General features: G+C 61.9%; 15 protein-coding genes. 4 read left to right on the top strand and 11 right to left on the bottom strand.

All coding sequences use genetic code 11. The features are described from left to right. Nucleotides 1-63: 63 nt before the first annotated feature. Complete coding sequence (locus LVD11_RS09905) at nucleotides 64-1,353, bottom strand: OprO/OprP family phosphate-selective porin (protein WP_237058556.1); 1,290 nt, start codon at nucleotides 1,351-1,353, stop codon at nucleotides 64-66. A 200-nt stretch (nucleotides 1,354-1,553) separates the two neighbouring features. Beyond that, the gene (locus LVD11_RS09900; RefSeq protein WP_237058553.1) at nucleotides 1,554-2,468 is read right to left on the bottom strand and encodes a TraB/GumN family protein; all 915 of its coding nucleotides are present in this window, start codon (nucleotides 2,466-2,468) and stop codon (nucleotides 1,554-1,556) included. A 183-nt stretch (nucleotides 2,469-2,651) separates the two neighbouring features. On the opposite strand from LVD11_RS09900, the gene LVD11_RS09895 reads away from it, so the two are divergent. Then, on the top strand, nucleotides 2,652-3,761 hold the full coding sequence (locus LVD11_RS09895) for a glycosyltransferase (RefSeq protein ID WP_237058551.1): 1,110 nt from the start codon (nucleotides 2,652-2,654) through the stop codon (nucleotides 3,759-3,761). Here LVD11_RS09895 and LVD11_RS09890 read toward each other — a convergent pair. The 5 genes from LVD11_RS09890 to LVD11_RS09870 form a co-directional block, all read right to left on the bottom strand. Next, nucleotides 3,743-4,774 (bottom strand): glycosyltransferase family 4 protein, encoded by a 1,032-nt coding sequence (locus tag LVD11_RS09890; RefSeq protein WP_237058549.1) that lies wholly within the window; start codon nucleotides 4,772-4,774, stop codon nucleotides 3,743-3,745. The two genes, LVD11_RS09895 and LVD11_RS09890, sit on opposite strands and share 19 nt — an antisense overlap. 258 nt (nucleotides 4,775-5,032) lie before the next feature. Continuing rightward, nucleotides 5,033-5,581 (bottom strand): acyloxyacyl hydrolase, encoded by a 549-nt coding sequence (locus LVD11_RS09885; protein ID WP_237058547.1) that lies wholly within the window; start codon nucleotides 5,579-5,581, stop codon nucleotides 5,033-5,035. A gap of 170 nt (nucleotides 5,582-5,751) precedes the next feature. After that, nucleotides 5,752-6,903, bottom strand: coding sequence for a sigma-70 family RNA polymerase sigma factor (locus LVD11_RS09880; RefSeq protein WP_237058545.1), 1,152 nt, complete (start codon nucleotides 6,901-6,903; stop codon nucleotides 5,752-5,754). Nucleotides 6,904-7,054: 151 nt separating this feature from the next. Continuing rightward, entirely contained in the window at nucleotides 7,055-7,714 is a 660-nt protein-coding gene (locus tag LVD11_RS09875) for a YceI family protein (RefSeq protein ID WP_237058543.1), read from the bottom strand. A gap of 69 nt (nucleotides 7,715-7,783) precedes the next feature. After that, the gene (locus tag LVD11_RS09870) at nucleotides 7,784-8,206 is read right to left on the bottom strand and encodes a hypothetical protein (protein ID WP_237058541.1); all 423 of its coding nucleotides are present in this window, start codon (nucleotides 8,204-8,206) and stop codon (nucleotides 7,784-7,786) included. 154 nt (nucleotides 8,207-8,360) lie between these two features. Here LVD11_RS09870 and LVD11_RS09865 point away from each other — a divergent pair, with 154 nt between their 5' ends. Next, nucleotides 8,361-8,747, top strand: coding sequence for a hypothetical protein (locus tag LVD11_RS09865; protein ID WP_237058539.1), 387 nt, complete (start codon nucleotides 8,361-8,363; stop codon nucleotides 8,745-8,747). Nucleotides 8,748-8,856: 109 nt separating this feature from the next. Then, nucleotides 8,857-9,240 carry a VOC family protein gene (locus LVD11_RS09860; RefSeq protein WP_237058537.1) on the top strand — a complete coding sequence of 128 codons (384 nt, stop codon included), beginning with the start codon at nucleotides 8,857-8,859 and terminating at the stop codon, nucleotides 9,238-9,240. 12 nt (nucleotides 9,241-9,252) lie between these two features. Here LVD11_RS09860 and LVD11_RS09855 read toward each other — a convergent pair whose 3' ends face one another. From LVD11_RS09855 to LVD11_RS09840, 4 genes are all read right to left on the bottom strand, one after another. Beyond that, nucleotides 9,253-10,008, bottom strand: coding sequence for a YciK family oxidoreductase (locus tag LVD11_RS09855; protein WP_237058535.1), 756 nt, complete (start codon nucleotides 10,006-10,008; stop codon nucleotides 9,253-9,255). A gap of 65 nt (nucleotides 10,009-10,073) precedes the next feature. Further along, on the bottom strand, nucleotides 10,074-10,742 hold the full coding sequence (locus LVD11_RS09850) for an HAD family hydrolase (protein ID WP_237058533.1): 669 nt from the start codon (nucleotides 10,740-10,742) through the stop codon (nucleotides 10,074-10,076). Between the two features lie 15 nt (nucleotides 10,743-10,757). Continuing rightward, nucleotides 10,758-11,459, bottom strand: coding sequence for a bifunctional 2-polyprenyl-6-hydroxyphenol methylase/3-demethylubiquinol 3-O-methyltransferase UbiG (gene ubiG / locus LVD11_RS09845; protein ID WP_237058531.1), 702 nt, complete (start codon nucleotides 11,457-11,459; stop codon nucleotides 10,758-10,760). Between the two features lie 95 nt (nucleotides 11,460-11,554). Beyond that, nucleotides 11,555-12,898 (bottom strand): TRZ/ATZ family hydrolase, encoded by a 1,344-nt coding sequence (locus tag LVD11_RS09840; protein ID WP_237058521.1) that lies wholly within the window; start codon nucleotides 12,896-12,898, stop codon nucleotides 11,555-11,557. Nucleotides 12,899-13,390: 492 nt separating this feature from the next. On the opposite strand from LVD11_RS09840, the gene gyrA reads away from it, so the two are divergent. After that, nucleotides 13,391-15,964: a DNA gyrase subunit A gene (gyrA, locus tag LVD11_RS09835; RefSeq protein ID WP_237058518.1), complete on the top strand. Its 2,574-nt coding sequence runs from the start codon at nucleotides 13,391-13,393 to the stop codon at nucleotides 15,962-15,964. Nucleotides 15,965-16,073 lie beyond the last annotated feature (109 nt).

The raw sequence follows: 16,073 nt of genomic DNA, 5'->3' as shown, positions 1-16,073 counted from the left end.
GCAACAGAAAAAGGGGCCCACCGGGCCCCTTTTTTTGTCCGGGATTCCGGGCTGTCCAGCCTGTTACCAGCTCATCTGCGCGCGGATGCCCAGCTGGTCGGTACCGTCGCCGGTAAAATCGTCGTCACCAAAGCGGAGATTGAGCATAAAGCGCACTTTGGGGTTGTGGTAGTAATTGATGCCTACAATCCAGCTGTCCGCCTCGAGGTCGGATATCTCATCATTCTGGATGGATTCATACCGTGCTGTAAGCTCCCAGGCGCCCCAGGGGCTGTTGGGCTTGGCGGACTTGAACACGCCTTTCTTGCTGTTGTACGGCTTGTGCTCCCCTGTGATCAGCCAGCTGCCCTGGATGTACCACGCATGGACATCCTGGTCGCCGATGAAGCAGCCAAACTCTTCATCACACTCGAAGCTGGGCGGGGCATCGAACAGCTCTTCAAAAAAAAGCTCAGAGACGCGGTAATCGCCCTCGTAGTTGCCGTACGTATATTCCGCCTGGGCGTAAAAGGGCCCCCATGTGCCTGCCAGCTCGAGGCCCGCACCGTGCACGGTGCCGCCCTGGGACCCCAGGAAGAACTCCTCGTCACCGAAGTCCCCAAAGAAGAATTCCTCGTCACCAGGCGTCAGCGCAATCAGCTGGCTGGGTCCGCGTCGACCGGCATAGTCCCCATCCGCCTCCAGCGGCTCGGACGCACGGTTGGCATTCTCATAACTGTAGGAGGCGCCGAGGTGCAGGGTGCTCAGGTCGTTATTGACAGGCGCCCAGGTAAAGCGGCCAGCGGCCCCGACCCCCTCGTTACGGGGGGTATCGGCATTGCGGAGATTGAAGGCCATGACGCCGGCGGTGAAACAGTCCCAGTGATTGTTCCAGCCGAGCCCCTGCTGGAACTGGCGCCCGTCATAGATGCCAGTGGCAGTGGTAAAGGGTCGCTCCAGCATCAGGATCTCGTTGGAGCTGGTCAATTCCTCCATCGCCCGGAAAGGCTTGAACTGGCCGACCTTTATAGTGCCGCCAAAAAAGTCATGGCCGATCCAGACGTCGCGAAACCCGGCCAGGGTGTCACCGGCGGCGAAGTCCTGTTCCAGTTTGTATTTCCAGCTGTAAGCCTCGCCGGTGAGGGTAATTCGCGCGCGGCGGAATTCAGTGGTGCTGACCGGGTCTTCGATATCGGCGTCGAAGAGGTAGGTATCAAAGTGGATGCGTGCGCCCAGCTTGGCAGAGAAGTTTCCGTCATCAGAGACGATCTCGAGGCCACCGCTGGTCTTGGCGATATCAGCCTGGGCGGGGAGCAGATAAAAGCCCAGCCACAGTGGGCTGAGTAGCGGGAGGGCGATCTTGCGAGCATCCATGCCTGACTCCGGAATTCAGTTGCACTTTGCACCGAATATGGTGCCACCAGAGTCTAGTCAATAAGTTTCCCGGCACCGCAAGAATGGCGCTGTTGTTTACAGTTTTCAGTAATCTTTCAGTTTATTGGGCACCCGGTTACAGCGGCGCCCACCTGGATTGCAGGCACGCTCTCCTGGATGGCCGCCGGCCAGCCTTCCTGTCAGAGTTGCTCGAGCTGGAAGCCGCGTTGCTTCAGGCCCTCAAGCACACTTTTATCCCCGGCGAGGTGCCCGGCGCCGACAATGACAAAGAGGGTGCGGTGACGGTCGCTGAAATCCGTGATCTTTTCAGCCATGGTGCGGTTCCGGTCGAAAAAAATTACGTCGTAGAGCGAGGCATATTCGGGGTGTTCCCTCAGTCCCTCCGCAATCACCAGCTCGTGAAGCGCTTCCATGTCACCGGACTTCCAGGCGGTGGCCATGCGCGGTACAAAGGATTCCACCTCTTCGAGCTGTTCGAGCGTCTGTTGCAGGAGCAGGTCAGGATTGTCGAGGTTGTTGAGCATTTCCAGTTGCGCCACGATGCCCTCGAGCTCCAGCACCGGTTTATCGGACTTATGTGCCTGCAGCAGGAAGTGGCGGTCGATGCCCAGTCCCGGTTCCAGTCCCTGTGCCCGCAGCTCGACCATGCTCATGCTGACCATGGCGATGGCCGGGCGCTGGCGAATAAACATGGCTTCCGGGATTTTACGCTGTTCCAGCCATGCCAGCAGTTGCCTGTAAACGTCTGCCGAAAGTTCATCTTTCAGCGTTCGCTGCCCCTGGTAGACCGAGGCCTGCATGATTTTTTGCTGGAGTGCCAGGTCGGATTCTGCGGCCAGCACATCTGCTTCAACCACCAGTGCGTCGCTCTTGCCATAGGCCTGCTCAATTGTGTCGCGCAGCGGATAGAAGTCGCTGCTGGCCAGGTGCACCGAGCCGAGGAGGTAAACCGTCTGGTTATCTTTCTGGGCGAGCCAGAATACTCCCGTGTCGTTGGCGGCGGGAGCCAGCGAGGAAAGTGTCAGGAGCAGCAGGGCAGTCCAGACACGAAAAAAGGGGGGGAGGGCGGAAGAGCGAACTCTCATGTGTTTCATCAATATTTTCCTTAGTGCTTTCCCTTGCATTTAGCCCGGACATGCTAGCACGAGCGCGTCTGGTGGTTCGAGCTGCGGAAATGATCCTGTCGGCAGATTGTAAAAAATGTGGTGTGCACCTCGGCAAAAGTTCCCGGTTTCCGGACAATAGTGAAAAAAACACAGTACGGATATTGCCGTTACATGCGAGTAGTTCAAATATTACCCGATTTCGACGGGGGCGAACTGGCGCGATCCATACTGGATCTCGCCCAGGAGCTGATGCGTCGGGGCCACGAGTGCATCGTCATTTCCAGCGGCGGCGAACTGGTGCCGCGCCTCACCATGCGTGGTGGACGACATTACCAGCTGCCGCTCAACCGGCCCTCCCTCTGGAGCCTGCGGCATGTGGGGCGGTTGCGCCGCTTACTGCGGGACCTCGAGGCGGACGTGTTGCATGTCAGTGGTGCCGTCCCCGCGCGACTTACCTGGCAGGCCTGGCGGCGAATGCCCGTAACCGGGCGTCCCCGTCTGGTCACCAGTGCCCAGGGAGAATCCGGTCGCGGCTTCTTCAACCGGGCACAGGTGTACGGAGAGCGTGTTATCGCCGTGTCGGAACTGCTGGCCAAATCCCTTTTCGAGCGCAACTCCAGGCGGCTGGCGCAGGCCCCCAGCGTCATCTGGCGAGGGGTCAATACCCGTGAATTCGATCGCTCTGCGGCAGTGTCCGGGCAGTGGCAGCTGCGCTTATTGAATGAATACCCGCAGCTCGAGGGTAAAAACTGGTTGCTGATACCTGCAGCGCTCGAGCCCGGTAACGGTCATCGGGTTTTTTTACAGCTCCTGTCGGCGCTGGGCAGGGAGCACGATGACATATTCGGGCTGGTGGTGGGCGACCCTCCGGCCGGACAGGAAAAATTTGCACGCAACCTGGAAAAGCTTGCCCTCGACCTGGGTCTTGAAGACAAGGTGCTTTTCCTCGGTGCCCGCCGTGATATGCGTGAGCTGTATGCGAGTTCGCAGATCACCTATCACCTGGCGGAACAGCCGAAGACGTATTCCGCCAGGGTGAATGAAGCGTTGGCGATGAATTGCCCGGTGATCTGTTACACCGATGACGGTGCGGCCGAGACTCTGCAGCGCTGTTTTCCCCAGGGGTTGGCCGAGCGGGGCGATTTCGAGGGGCTGGTGCAGAAAAGCCTCGCCGTGCTCGATCGTCGTGGCGGCCTGGACTTTTCCGGCCTCAGTGTGGATGAGACGGCCACGCAGGTGGTTGAGCTGTATGAGGAACTCTGTCAGTCAGCCACTGCCTGATCGCGGTCCAGTAACCCCCGGTACACATCCCAGGTGGCCGATGCCATTGCATCCAGGGTCAGGTGGCGGGCTGCGCGGGAGAATGCAGGAGCAAAGGCCTCTACCAGGGTGTCCCTTTCCCGGAGCGCCGTGCGGACCCTTCCCGACAGGTGCTCCGCATCATCTGTCTCCAGCAAAAAGCGGGAGGGTAAATACTCCTCCGCAACACCGACCCGGCGACACAGCACCGGTTGTCGCCTGAGCAGTGCGTCGACCAAGAGGTAGGATGACTCTTCACCATGGGACGGAATGACCGTGATGGCGGGGGCGCGCGGGGGCTGTGCCCCTGTGGCCTGGTGCCCCGCAAAAGTGACACGGTCACTGATTGCGAGGTAATCGCAGGTTTTTCTCAGGCTGTCTTCCTCGGGGCCTGACCCGGTCACAGAGAGGCTTATCCCGGGCAGGCCCTGCATGGCCTGCAGTAATTGATCCACCCGGTTCAGTTTGGTCAGGCGGCAGGGCAACACCAGGTCGGTGACAGGCTGCAGGAGAGACCCGCTGGCAAGATCTCCTCGCAGGGGTAATTCAATACCGTTGGGAATTACGTGCCAGGAGAGCCTGGAATTGGCTACTGCGGACTCGCTTACGGCGATACGGGCATCGAAAGAGCTGGCCAACTTGTCCCTTGGGTGGCGGACATTGTGCCGGGTAATAATGTGTTTCAGTTGAGTGTAGGGCTGGACGGCGGCAAGCAGTTGTGCGGACTTGCTGCCATGGCCGTGGGCTATCTGGAATTTCCCGGCCCGCAACTGGTTGGCAAGCCGCCAGGCCAGGTTGGGGTGGTGGCGACTCCTGTCAGTGTTCAGGGCAATAAAGGCAACCGACCGGTCCAGTGCCTCGCGGTAACGCGGGTGGGCGATTACGGTCACGTCTGCACCGGTGTTGTGTGCCTGCCAGCGGCTGAGGTCGGCCACATGTCTCTCAATACTGCCGTGCTCGCGGCTGGCAATCAGGTGGCAGATATTCTGGATCATGTTGCATCCGCTCTGCGTCCGTTCCCGGGCTATTCACTGCAAGCGCGGACGAATAGGCCGGCCGGAAATTATTGTTGCTGATCCCCGGCGAAAGCGATTCCTGTGTGAAAACAAAGCGCTGCTGCACCTGCCCCGCCAGTGCACCGGGATGTGCGGCAGGAAGGCCGCGCGTCTGTCAGTTGGGATAAGTCTGGGCGCCAGTCGTGACATTGCCGTGATTCGCGGATGACGCTTTTGTTACCGCGTTGACGCAAGTAACTAGAAAGAGAAGTGCCAGTTGATGGAGGCGAAATCGAATCCCGGATTGGGCGTGTTGGTGTAGGCATTGGAGAAGTGGCTGTAGCGCACTGACATGGAGCAACCCCCGGGCAGGCGGTAGCCGCCGACAAAGTGCAGGGCGAAATTGGGTTTGGTGGTCAGCTCGATATCACCAAAGCTTTTGTGGGTCAGGTAAGCCGCTCCCACTCCCGCCTCGGCGAAAAAGCCATTGTGATTGCCGCCCGGATACCACCGTAACACCGGCTTCAACTCGAAAATTTCCTGGTGCTGGTCCTCACCGAGGTGCTGCTCCCACAGATGGGAATAGCTACCCTGCACCCACCACTGCCAGAGTCCGGAGCGAAACGGGAATTCGGCGAAATCATGGGCATAACTGAAGCCGGCCATTTCGGCGCTGGCGATGGACTCCCTCTGGATCAACAGGCTGTCCAGGCCCTTGCCGATGCTGAGGATAAATTCCTGGTCAGCCAATGCCGGGGAAGAGAGAACAGTGGCGCTGAGAATAATGGCAGGCGGAATTGCGCGCATGAAGGCTCGCTTGAGTATTTGGCTGCTTTGCAAATGGTTGCCCGGTGGCACCGGGTCAGGAAAAGACTAGCCAGATATGCGGCAATGGCAAGTGGCGCGTCAGGTACAGCCTGCCACCATCGATGGCGTTGGCGCATTGGTGGCAGGTGTAGTGCGTCCGGCAGGGGCGATCAGCGCCACTGCCGTTTGAGCTGGCGCAGGGCGTCGGAATGCAGCTGGCGGGCACGTTCCTGGCTGAGTCCCAGCTGTTCCCCGATCACCCGGAACGAGCAGTCCCGGTCCGAGAACAGGCCGTAGCGGAGATTGAGGACGGTGCGCTGGCGTGGTGGCAGCCGGGCCACAGCTTCGCGCAACCGCTCTGCCAACTCCTGGTTGGTAACCAGCTCATCGGTGTTGTACAGCTCATCGGCTGGCGCGTAGTCCAGGCGCGTACTGCTCTGGTCCTCGGCCACGGGTTCGTCGAGTGAGCCGGTGGGGCCGGGCAGCTTCAGCAGGCTCTGGACACGTTCCAGATCCAGGCCGGTATGTTGCGCCAGGTTCTCATCCGATGCGGGGAGGCCCTCGGCACGCACCTCACCGATGGCCCGGTAAATTGCTCGCAGGTCATCCTGGACATTGGCGGGCTGGCGCACAAGATCGTCGTTGCGGCGGAGGGCCAACTGGATCTCCTGCTGGATCCACCAGTATGCATAAGTGGAAAAGCGGTAGCCCATCTGTGGCTTGAAGCGCTCGATAGCCTTCATCAGCCCGACATTGCCTTCCTGGATCAAGTCGATAAAAGGCACGGACGGATTGCGAAAGCGTTTGGCAATGGCAATTACCAGGCGCAGGTTGCACTGGATCAGTTTCTTGCGCTGTTCCTGGAAGCGCCGCAGCAGGCTCTGCAGTGAGCTGCGGTCCCGGCGGGATAGCTTACCGGTATCGAGCAATTGCTGTGCGCGCGCAATAATCAGGCCATGGTCGTATGCGCCGGTACTGCCGCGCTGCTCCACACCCTCGCTGCGCAGCTCGACAAGCTCTGTTCCTCGCTTCTGCAGCAGGGCGATCAGTTTGTCTTCCAGCTCACGGAGCATGCTGGTGGTGGCGCTTTCCTCCTCGGGCGTAAGTAGCTGCAGCCGATACAGGTGCTTGAGGTAGTTCTGCATCGGTGAGCCGCTGCTTTCCGCTGTGCGATCCTCCCGGGGTGAGTCGCGTGTTTCCGCCGGCTCAGCAGTGGATTCGACTCCGCTATCGGTACCTTCCGCATCAGCGTTGCGGGAGAGTGACTCGTCTGTTTCCTTCAGCCATGCTTCATCCCTTGAGTGAAAGTTTTCGCGGGACAAGTGACTACACCTTCTGTTGGTCATATGACGGGCAGCACGCCGGCCCGGGCGGGCGGTGGCGTCTGTTTCTTCATTGAATATAGAAGAGGGTTGAATAGCGCGCCGCACTATTGGTGACCAGGAAGTCCGCGGTGTTTGCTGTGCAGCGCCCCTACCGCGGGGCCGTGGCACGTATGTCAAAGGTGAAGTCGATGCGCTCAGCGACCCTGAGCGCCCCCATGACGGCACTGAATGGTTTCAGCCCTAGCTGCCGGTGGGTAAGACTGAAGGTTCCCCTGGCGCGCAGGCTGCGGCCGTTGTGTTGCACGGTTGCGGGCACCTGTACCCGGACCCGCCGGCCGGCAATGTCAATGTTGACCGGGATGGAAACCTGCTGGGTGCCCTTGTCGGGGGCAATGGTAGTGGTGCCGTCCAGGCGAATCTGTGGAAAGCGGGCGCTGTTAAGGAGCGCCGGCCCCAGCATGTTGATCCGCGTGCCAGTCCTGTCCTGCTCACTGATTCCGGTGTTGAAATCGGGCCCGTAGCGGCGCCGCAATGCCGGGTTGTCCACTTCGAGGCGGGTTACCGGAATCGTCAGGGTAAAGCGGGTAGGGCCCCCATGGACCAGGCTCACTTCGCCGGAGAGGCCGCGGGCGGCAATCACATGGTTGTGTCCCCGTTCGGCCAGGGGGCCGCTGCGGTAGATACGCCAGTGAAGAACGGAGCGTCCCGCCTCGACGACGTAGGTTTCCTCCTGCGTCCGTGCCGTGGAAGGGAGCAGCCACAGCAGGCACAAAAGCCAAGTCAGGATAACAGGGGGGCGGCGGGACATGGCGGCACCGGTATCTTCCTGCGATGCAGAAAGCGTAGCTGCGGCCTTGCCCACAACTACATTGGAGCGTTAGCGTACGCGCTTTACACGAATTGAGCGGCCGCCATCGGCGTCACGCATGAAGAAGGAGCCGAAGAGGCCGCGATCCAGTTCCACCTGCTGGCCCGCTTCCCAGCTGACGAACTTGCTGTCATTCTGGCGCCAGACCTGGCCGTTCTCCAGGTAAAAGACATGCTTGCCATAGGCTCCTTCCTCGACTTTCTCGATGGTGGCAAGGATCGAGTCCGGGGCTTCCCGGGTGGCGGCTTCCTGCTCGTTACCGAAGTTTTCCCGGGCCAGCTCGTCGAGAGAGTCCGCTAGCCTGTCAAAACAGGTGAGCCGCTCGGCGTCCGCCTGGATCGAGGCGCAGGCGCGCAGTTGCTGGGGCAGGGGCTTGGCCAGGGCGAGTGCCGGGACCAGGGCGAGGATGGAGAGAGCGGTGATCTTATGCATGGGTGCTGTCATTACGTTCATATGTGGGAAATTCTGCCGCTAAAGTGCGCCCCTGACAAATCAAAATGTGCTTTGAGTCACGCTCTCGAGCGGGGGGAAATGGAACAATAGACCACTCAATAACCATAAACTCACGCTATTCAGGGGTCGGAAAATGAAAAAACTCATTATTCCAGCAATCGTAATCGCCGCGGTCGGTGGCTATCTCTACTACCAGAACCAGCAGGCGGCGCCCGAGTCCGAGATCGCGCAGGAAGTTGATGCGGCGGTCGAGGAGGCCGGGGCTGCGGTTGAGGAAGCTGCCGAGGACGTAGAGGAAGGTGTAGTGGCCTCCAACGACGTGGCGGGCGCCGAGGGTGATGTATTTGCCGACCCGGCAAATATGGCCGAGGAAGCCGAAGAAGCCGTTGATGAAGCCATGGATGCCACCGAAGAGATGGCGGAAGAATCCATGGACGCCGCAGAGGAAGCTGCTGACACAGTGGCGGATGAGGCGGAAGAGGCTGCCGAAGAGGTGATGGACGAAATGCCCGAGGAGTAACGCTGTTACTCAGGGGATTTCCCTCCCGCATCGAGAATACCCGGGCTGGTCCCGGGTATTTTTTTGTCCCGGATAAACCCGCAATAGACCCTGCCATGGTGGTGAGCCCATGAATCTCAACCAGGTAACCCTCCCGGTTTCCGGGATGACCGAGGCCTGCTGTTTCTACCGGCGCCTCGGTTTTACCCAGATCGTCAGTACGCCGCATTACGCGCGCTTCGAATGCCCTGATGGCGGGGCCACCTTCTCGCTTACGCTCACCGAGGGTGAGCTAGATAACGGCGCGGTGATCTACTTCGAGTTGGAGGATCTGGATGAGCGGGTCGCGTTACTGCGAGCGCAGGGAGTAGAGTTTGACCAGCTGCCGGAGGACATGCCCTGGTTGTGGCGGGAAGCGGTACTGTTTGATCCCAGTGGCAACAAGGTCAAGTTGTACCGGGCAGGCAAGAATCGCCTCGACCCGCCATGGCGGGTCGAGTTGGGGCCCCTGTAGGATGCGGCGCGTCTAGCCCTGGGCATCAAACTGCCGACCGCTGATCCCGCGGCTGTCATCCCCCATCAGGTACAGGTAAGTGGGCATGACGTCCTCAGGGGGGGTTACCGCACGGGGATCCTCGGCGGGATAGGCCGCCGCGCGCATGTTGGTGCGGGTAGCGCCGGGGTTGATGCTGTTGACGCGGATGTTGGAGACCCCGTCCATTTCATCTGCCAACACCTCCATCAGGCCCTCAGTGGCGAACTTGGACACCGCGTAGGCGCCCCAGAAAGCCCGGCCCTTGCGGCCCACGCTCGAACTGGTGAAAACAATGGAGCCGGCCTCCGACTTTTCCAGCATCGGCAGCAGGGTCTTGGTCAGGCCGAATGCCGCATTGACGTTCACCTGCATCACCTGTTCCCAGGTCCCGAAGTGGTAGTTCGCAATTGGCGTGCGCTGGCCCAGCAGGCTGGCGTTATGCAGCAGGCCGTCCAGGCGCCCGAACTCCTGGTCTATCGCCTCGGCAAAATGCTCGAAATTCTCGATGCGGGCCTGGGCCAGGTCCATGGGGAAAATGGCGGGCTGGGCGCCCCCGGCAGCCTCGATCTCGTCGTAGACCTGCTCCAGTTTCTGGGTGGTGCGGCCCAGCAGGACGACGGTAGCCCCGTGGGCAGCGAAGGTCCTGGCCGCGGTCCGGCCGATGCCATCACCGGCACCGGTGACCAGGATGACCCGGTCGCGGAGCAGGTCCGGGGCCGGGGAATAGTTGCCGATGGTTTCAGGCATGGGGACTCCTGTCTCCTGTTGTTCGGTTTCGTTAGCGGGTAGGTGCCGCCGGCTGTTGGCTGCCGTCAGCCCCGGGCCAGGTAGCGTCCCTGAAGCAGGGGCCAGATATCCCGGGCGGATTCCACCAGGTGGTCGGCGTTCCAGTTGGCCGCATTGTCATCGGCGTCGATATAACCGTAGTTGCAGGCGATGGTGGGCATGCCGGCAGCGCGACCGGCCTCGATATCCCGCACATGGTCGCCGACATAAACCGCCTCGCCGGGGGCGCAGCCGATCTGCGAGCAGGCCAGCAGAATGGGTTCCGGGTGCGGCTTGCGGTTCGCCACGTGGTCGGGGCAGACCACGGCACCGGGGGCTGGCAGGTGGGCGAAGGCCTCCATCAGTGGCACCGTATAGGTGGCCGGCTTGTTGGTCACCACGCCCCAGGCGATGTTGTTGGCCGCCAGTTGTACCAGCAGCTCTTCAATGCCCGGGAAGAGCACGGTCTCCACCGCCAGGTGATTCAGGTAGAGATCGAGGAAGCGCTGGCGCAGGCTCTCGAACTCGGGAGCCCCCTCGTCCTGGCCGAAGCCGAGGGACACCATGGCCCCGGCCCCGTTGGACACTACTGCGCGAATCTTGTCCGCGGGCAGTGGTGGCATCTTTTCCTGCTGGCGCAGCTGGTTCAGCACCACGATAAAGTCGGGCGCTGTATCAAAAAGAGTGCCATCGAGGTCAAATAATACTGCTTTCATGGTACTTCCGGGGGGTTACTGCATTTTCGTGGCGTGAACCAGGTAGTTCACCTCCACATCCCGAGGGTTTAACCGGTAGTTGCGGGTGACGGGGTTGTAGGTCATCCCGGTGATATCGCGCAGCTCCAGGTCCGCGTCACGGAGCCAGGCGCCCAGTTCCGAGGGCCGTATGAACTTGCCGTACTCGTGGGTGCCCTTGGGCAGCAGCCGCAACACATACTCGGCACCAACCACCGCAAACAGCCAGCCTTTGGGCGTGCGGTTGATGGTGGAAAAGAAGAGCTGGCCGCCCGGTTTCGCCAGTCTGGCGCAGGCCTTGATCACAGAGGCCGGGTCGGGGACATGCTCGAGCATTTCCAGGCAGGTGACAACATCGAAACTGCCCGGTCGCTCTTCGGCCAGCTCTTCCACGGCAATGTGCCGGTAGTCGACCTCCACGCCGCTTTCCAGGGCGTGGAGCCTGGCCACCTTGAGCGGTGCCTCGCCCAGGTCGATACCGGTGACTGTTGCGCCGCGCTGGGCCATGGCCTCGGTGAGAATGCCGCCGCCGCAGCCCACGTCCAGCACCGACCGGCCCGCCACAGGGGCCCGGCCGTCTATATAGTTGGCGCGCAGGGGGTTGATCTCGTGCAGGGGCTTGAATTCGCCCTCGCGGTCCCACCAGCGGCTGGCCAGTTGCTCGAATTTGGCGATTTCCGCCGGATCAACGTTGGTCATTCAGTCTTCCAGTCTCGGTCTGGTGCCCCCGGGCTCTTGGCGGTGGGGCTTCAGACAACTTGCAACGCTGTTTGCTCCCGGCCGTTGCCGGTGCTTCAGCGAATCTCACCGGCGATTCTATCACGCCAGTAGCGTGTCCGTAGAATCACGTCGGTCTCGTTGAGTGTCTGCAGCTCACGGCCGCGCATCAGCTGGCGGCCGGCGACCCAGACGTCACTCACATTGTGGCCGCTGCCGGTATAAATCAGCTGGGAAACGGGATCATGCAGCGGCTGCTGCTCCAGGGCACCCAGGTTGATCGCGGCCAGGTCAGCGGACTTGCCCGGTTCCAGGCTCCCGGTCAGGCGGTCCAGGCCCAGTGCCCGGGCACCGTTGATGGTGGCCATGGCCAGCGCCTGGTGTGCGGGCAGGGCGTCGGCCCGGCCGCTGACCGCCTTGGCCAGCAGCGCCGCGGTGTTTGCCTCGGCCAGCAGGTCCAGGCTGTTGTTGCTCGCCGCGCCGTCCGTGCCCAGGGCAACGTTGACTCCCTCGTCGAGCAGTCGCGCAGTGGGGCAGAAGCCGGAGGCCAGCTTCAGGTTGGACCTGGGGCAGTGCGCCACATGGGCGCCGCTTTCCCGCAGCAGCTCGATGTCCCGGTCGCATGTGGCAGTCATATGCACACAGAGTGTCTGGGGGGTCAGCAGTCCCAGGCGCGCCAGGCGCTCGGTAGGCCGCTCGCCGGACTCCACCAGCGCCCGCTCCACCTCACCGGCGGTCTCGTGCAGGTGTATCTGCACCGGGATCTGCGCTTCGGCAGCGTAGACGGCAATCTTCTCCAGGGTGTTGTCACCCACTGTGTAGGGGGCGTGGGGAGCAATCACCACACCCACCCGCTCGTGGGAACGGTAGTCATCCCGCAGGGCCAGGCCCTTCTGCAGAGCGTCTTCTCCGTCGCGGCTCCAGGGGGTGGGGGAGTCGATTACCGGAAAGGCGATCTGGGCCCGGATCCCGGCTTCCCTTGCCACCTCGGCGGTGGACTCGGGAAAGAAATACTGATCGGCGAAAGTGGTGGTGCCCGAGCGCAGCATCTCGGCGATCGCCAGGCGGCTGCCGTCGGCGACAAAGCCGGGCTCCACCCAGGCCTGTTCGGTGGGCCAGATATGCTGCTTCAGCCATTCCATTAATGGCCGGTCGTCGGCGAAGCCGCGCAGCAGGCTCATGGCGGCGTGGGTGTGGGTGTTGATCAATCCGGGGATCAGCGCGTGCTGGTCCAGCCGTATCTCCTCCGTGGCGGTATAGCGGCTGGCGGCTTCAGCGGCGGGCAGCAGGGCGACAATCTGGCCGCGGTTCACGGCCAGGGCGCAATCCTCGTACACCCGTCCCTCGGGGACCACTGGAATGATCCAGCGGGCGTGTATCAGGGTGTCGATCAGTTGGTGCTGGGGCCTGGAGGGTTGCATTGTGGTGCGCCTTGTCGCGAAACGGGTAACGGTTGGTCGGGCTAGTGTACTGCCTGATGCCAAATGGTGATAACAGGGCCGCCGGGTTGTTGCCGGCAAGGCGCAGTTCGCCCGGTTTGCAGGTTCCCTCTGCAACTGCTGTAGCGTGGCACGGGTGGTCCAGGCTGGAGATGGCCGGCGCCCGCAGCCGCGTTGTGTTCACGGGCGTTGGGGGGGGGCAGACGGACCGGGGCCGGGACACCTGGTGCCTGCTGGTGAGGCCTCCGGCCTGAGCCGGCGTACCCGCGGCGACCGGGGGCGGCCATGTCCATGACCGGGGGTGACAGGGAGCGTCCTACAGTGCGCCAATTGTGGTAACATTGTGCGCTTGATCGATTCCCGGACCCGTGGTGGAAGGGGGCGGCGAGCGTCCAGTAGTGGCGCCTGTTGAGCCAGCCCGGCCGCCGGGGGCAGTGGCGGCGGTGATAACTATTTAAGGAATGCCGGAAAAATATGGGCGAGCTAGCCAAAGAAATCTCTCCGATCAATATCGAAGAAGAACTCAAGCAGTCCTATCTCGACTATGCGATGAGCGTTATCGTGGGCCGCGCGCTACCGGATGTGCGCGACGGCCTCAAGCCGGTGCACCGGCGCGTGCTTTTCGCTATGAACGAGCTCAAGAACGACTGGAACAAGCCGTACAAAAAATCGGCGCGTGTGGTCGGCGATGTCATCGGTAAATACCACCCGCACGGCGACTCTGCGGTATACGACACCATCGTGCGAATGGCGCAGCCATTCTCCATGCGCTACACGCTCGTGGACGGCCAGGGCAACTTCGGTTCCATCGATGGCGACAGCCCGGCGGCCATGCGTTACACCGAGATCCGCATGGACAAGCTCGCGCACGAGCTGCTGTCCGATCTCGACAAGGAAACCGTCAATTTCATCGACAACTACGACGGTTCCGAGCAGATGCCGGAAGTCTTGCCGTCGCGGGTGCCGAACCTGCTGGTGAATGGCTCTTCCGGTATTGCGGTAGGTATGGCCACCAATATCCCGCCCCACAACATGGGGGAGGTGGTCAAGGCCTGCCTGGCCCTGATTGAAAACCCGGAGGCGACAGTCGACGACCTGATGGAGCACATCCCCGGTCCCGACCTGCCCACCGGCGCCATCATCAACGGCCGCGCCGGCATCCTGCAGGCCTATCGCACCGGTCGCGGTCGTATCTATGTGCGCGCCAAGGCCGAGGTGGTCCGCGACGACAAGGCCAACAAAGAAACCATCATAATTCACGAGATCCCCTACCAGCTGAACAAGGCGCGCCTGATCGAGCGCATTGCCGAGCTGGTGAAAGACAAGAAGATCGAGGGTATTTCCGAGCTGCGCGACGAGTCTGACAAGGACGGGCTGCGCGTGGTGATCGAGCTCAAGCGTGGCGAGCTGGGAGAAGTGGTTCTCAACAACCTGTATTCCCAGACCCAGCTGGAGAGCGTGTTCGGCATCAACATGGTGGCCCTGGTGGACGGCCAGCCGAAGGTGCTGGACCTGAAGCAGCTGCTCGAGCACTTTATCCGCCACCGCCAGGAAGTGGTCACCCGCCGTACCGTCTACCTGCTGCGCAAGGCGCGGGAGCGCGGCCATATCCTCGAGGGCCTGGCGATTGCGATCGCCAATATCGACCCCGTGATCGAGCTGATCAAGTCCTCGGCCACCCCGGCGGACGCCCGTGAGGCGCTGCTGTCCAAGGGCTGGGCCGTGGGCGAGGTGCAGCAGTTCCTGGAGCGCGCTGGCGCCGATGCCTGCCGCCCGGACGACCTGCCGAAGGAGTTCGGCATGCGGGATGACGGCTCCTATTACCTGTCGCCGGCCCAGGCCCAGGCGATCCTGGAGTTGCGCCTGCACCGCCTGACCGGCATGGAGCACGACAAGCTGCTGGCCGAGTACAAAGAGCGACTGGAGCAGATCGCCGAGTACCTGCATATCCTGGGTAGTTTTGAGCGCCTGATGGAGGTGATCCGCGAGGAACTGCAGGAGCTGGTGCGTGACTTCGGTGACGAGCGCCGCACCGAGATTGTGGCCTCGCGCCAGGATCTGACCGTCGAGGACCTGATCACCCCGGAAGACAAGGTGGTCACCATTTCCCACGGCGGCTACGCCAAGAGCCAGCCGCTGGCCGACTACCAGGCCCAGCGCCGCGGCGGTATGGGCAAGTCCGCCACCCAGGTGAAAGACGAGGACTTCGTCGAGCACCTGCTGATCGCGAACTCCCACGACACCATCCTGTGCTTCTCCAACAAGGGCAAGGTCTACTGGCTCAAGGTTTACGAGGTGCCCACCGCCGGCCGCGCCTCCCGCGGCCGGCCGATGGTCAACATGCTGCCCCTGGAGGACGACGAGCGCATCAGCAGCATGATGCCGGTGTCCGAGTACGACGAGAACCATTACATCTTCTTTGCCACTGCCAACGGCACCGTGAAAAAGACCCCGCTGCCGGCGTTCGCGCGCCCGCGCAGTGTCGGTCTGCGCGCCATTGAGCTGGAAGAGGGCGACCGCCTGGTGGCCACTGCCATCACCGACGGCCAGCGCGATGTCATGCTGTTGACCAGTGGCGGCAAGGCCGCCCGCTTCTCCGAGAGCAATGTGCGCTCCATGGGGCGTATCTCCCGCGGTGTGCGCGGTATCCGCATGCCCGAGGGCAAGTACGTTATCGCCATGGTGATCCCGGAAGAGGGTGGCGCGGTGATGACCGTGACCGAGAACGGCTATGGCAAGCGGACCCTGTTGGAGGATTTCCCCACCAAGGGTCGTGGTAACCAGGGCGTGATCGCCATCGCCGAGAGTGAGCGCAATGGCGAGCTGGTAGGTGCCTGCCAGGTGCACCCGGGCGAGGAGATCATGCTGATCACCGACCTGGGCACCCTGGTGCGCACCCGCGTCGATGAGGTTTCCCTGCTGAGCCGCAATACCCAGGGTGTGCGGGTGATCCGGCTTAAGGAGGGCGAGAAGCTCAGGGGCCTCGCGCGTATCCAGGAGAGTGAGGACGAGGACGGAGAGGATGGAGACCAGGGCGGTGAAGAGTGACCGCCCCCAGGCTTCCCCAGAAAAGGCTGCGATTTATCGCGGCCTTTTTTGACCCCGGTACACTAAAAATCGTCCTGCTTAGTGACAGGTCTTTCACTTAACCGCTGTT

Source organism: Microbulbifer sediminum (assembly GCF_021729035.1).
Classification (GTDB): Bacteria; Pseudomonadota; Gammaproteobacteria; order Pseudomonadales; family Cellvibrionaceae; genus Microbulbifer; species Microbulbifer sediminum.
Note: the sequence above shows the minus strand (reverse complement) of the source record. Positions and strands in the feature narration are given on the sequence as shown.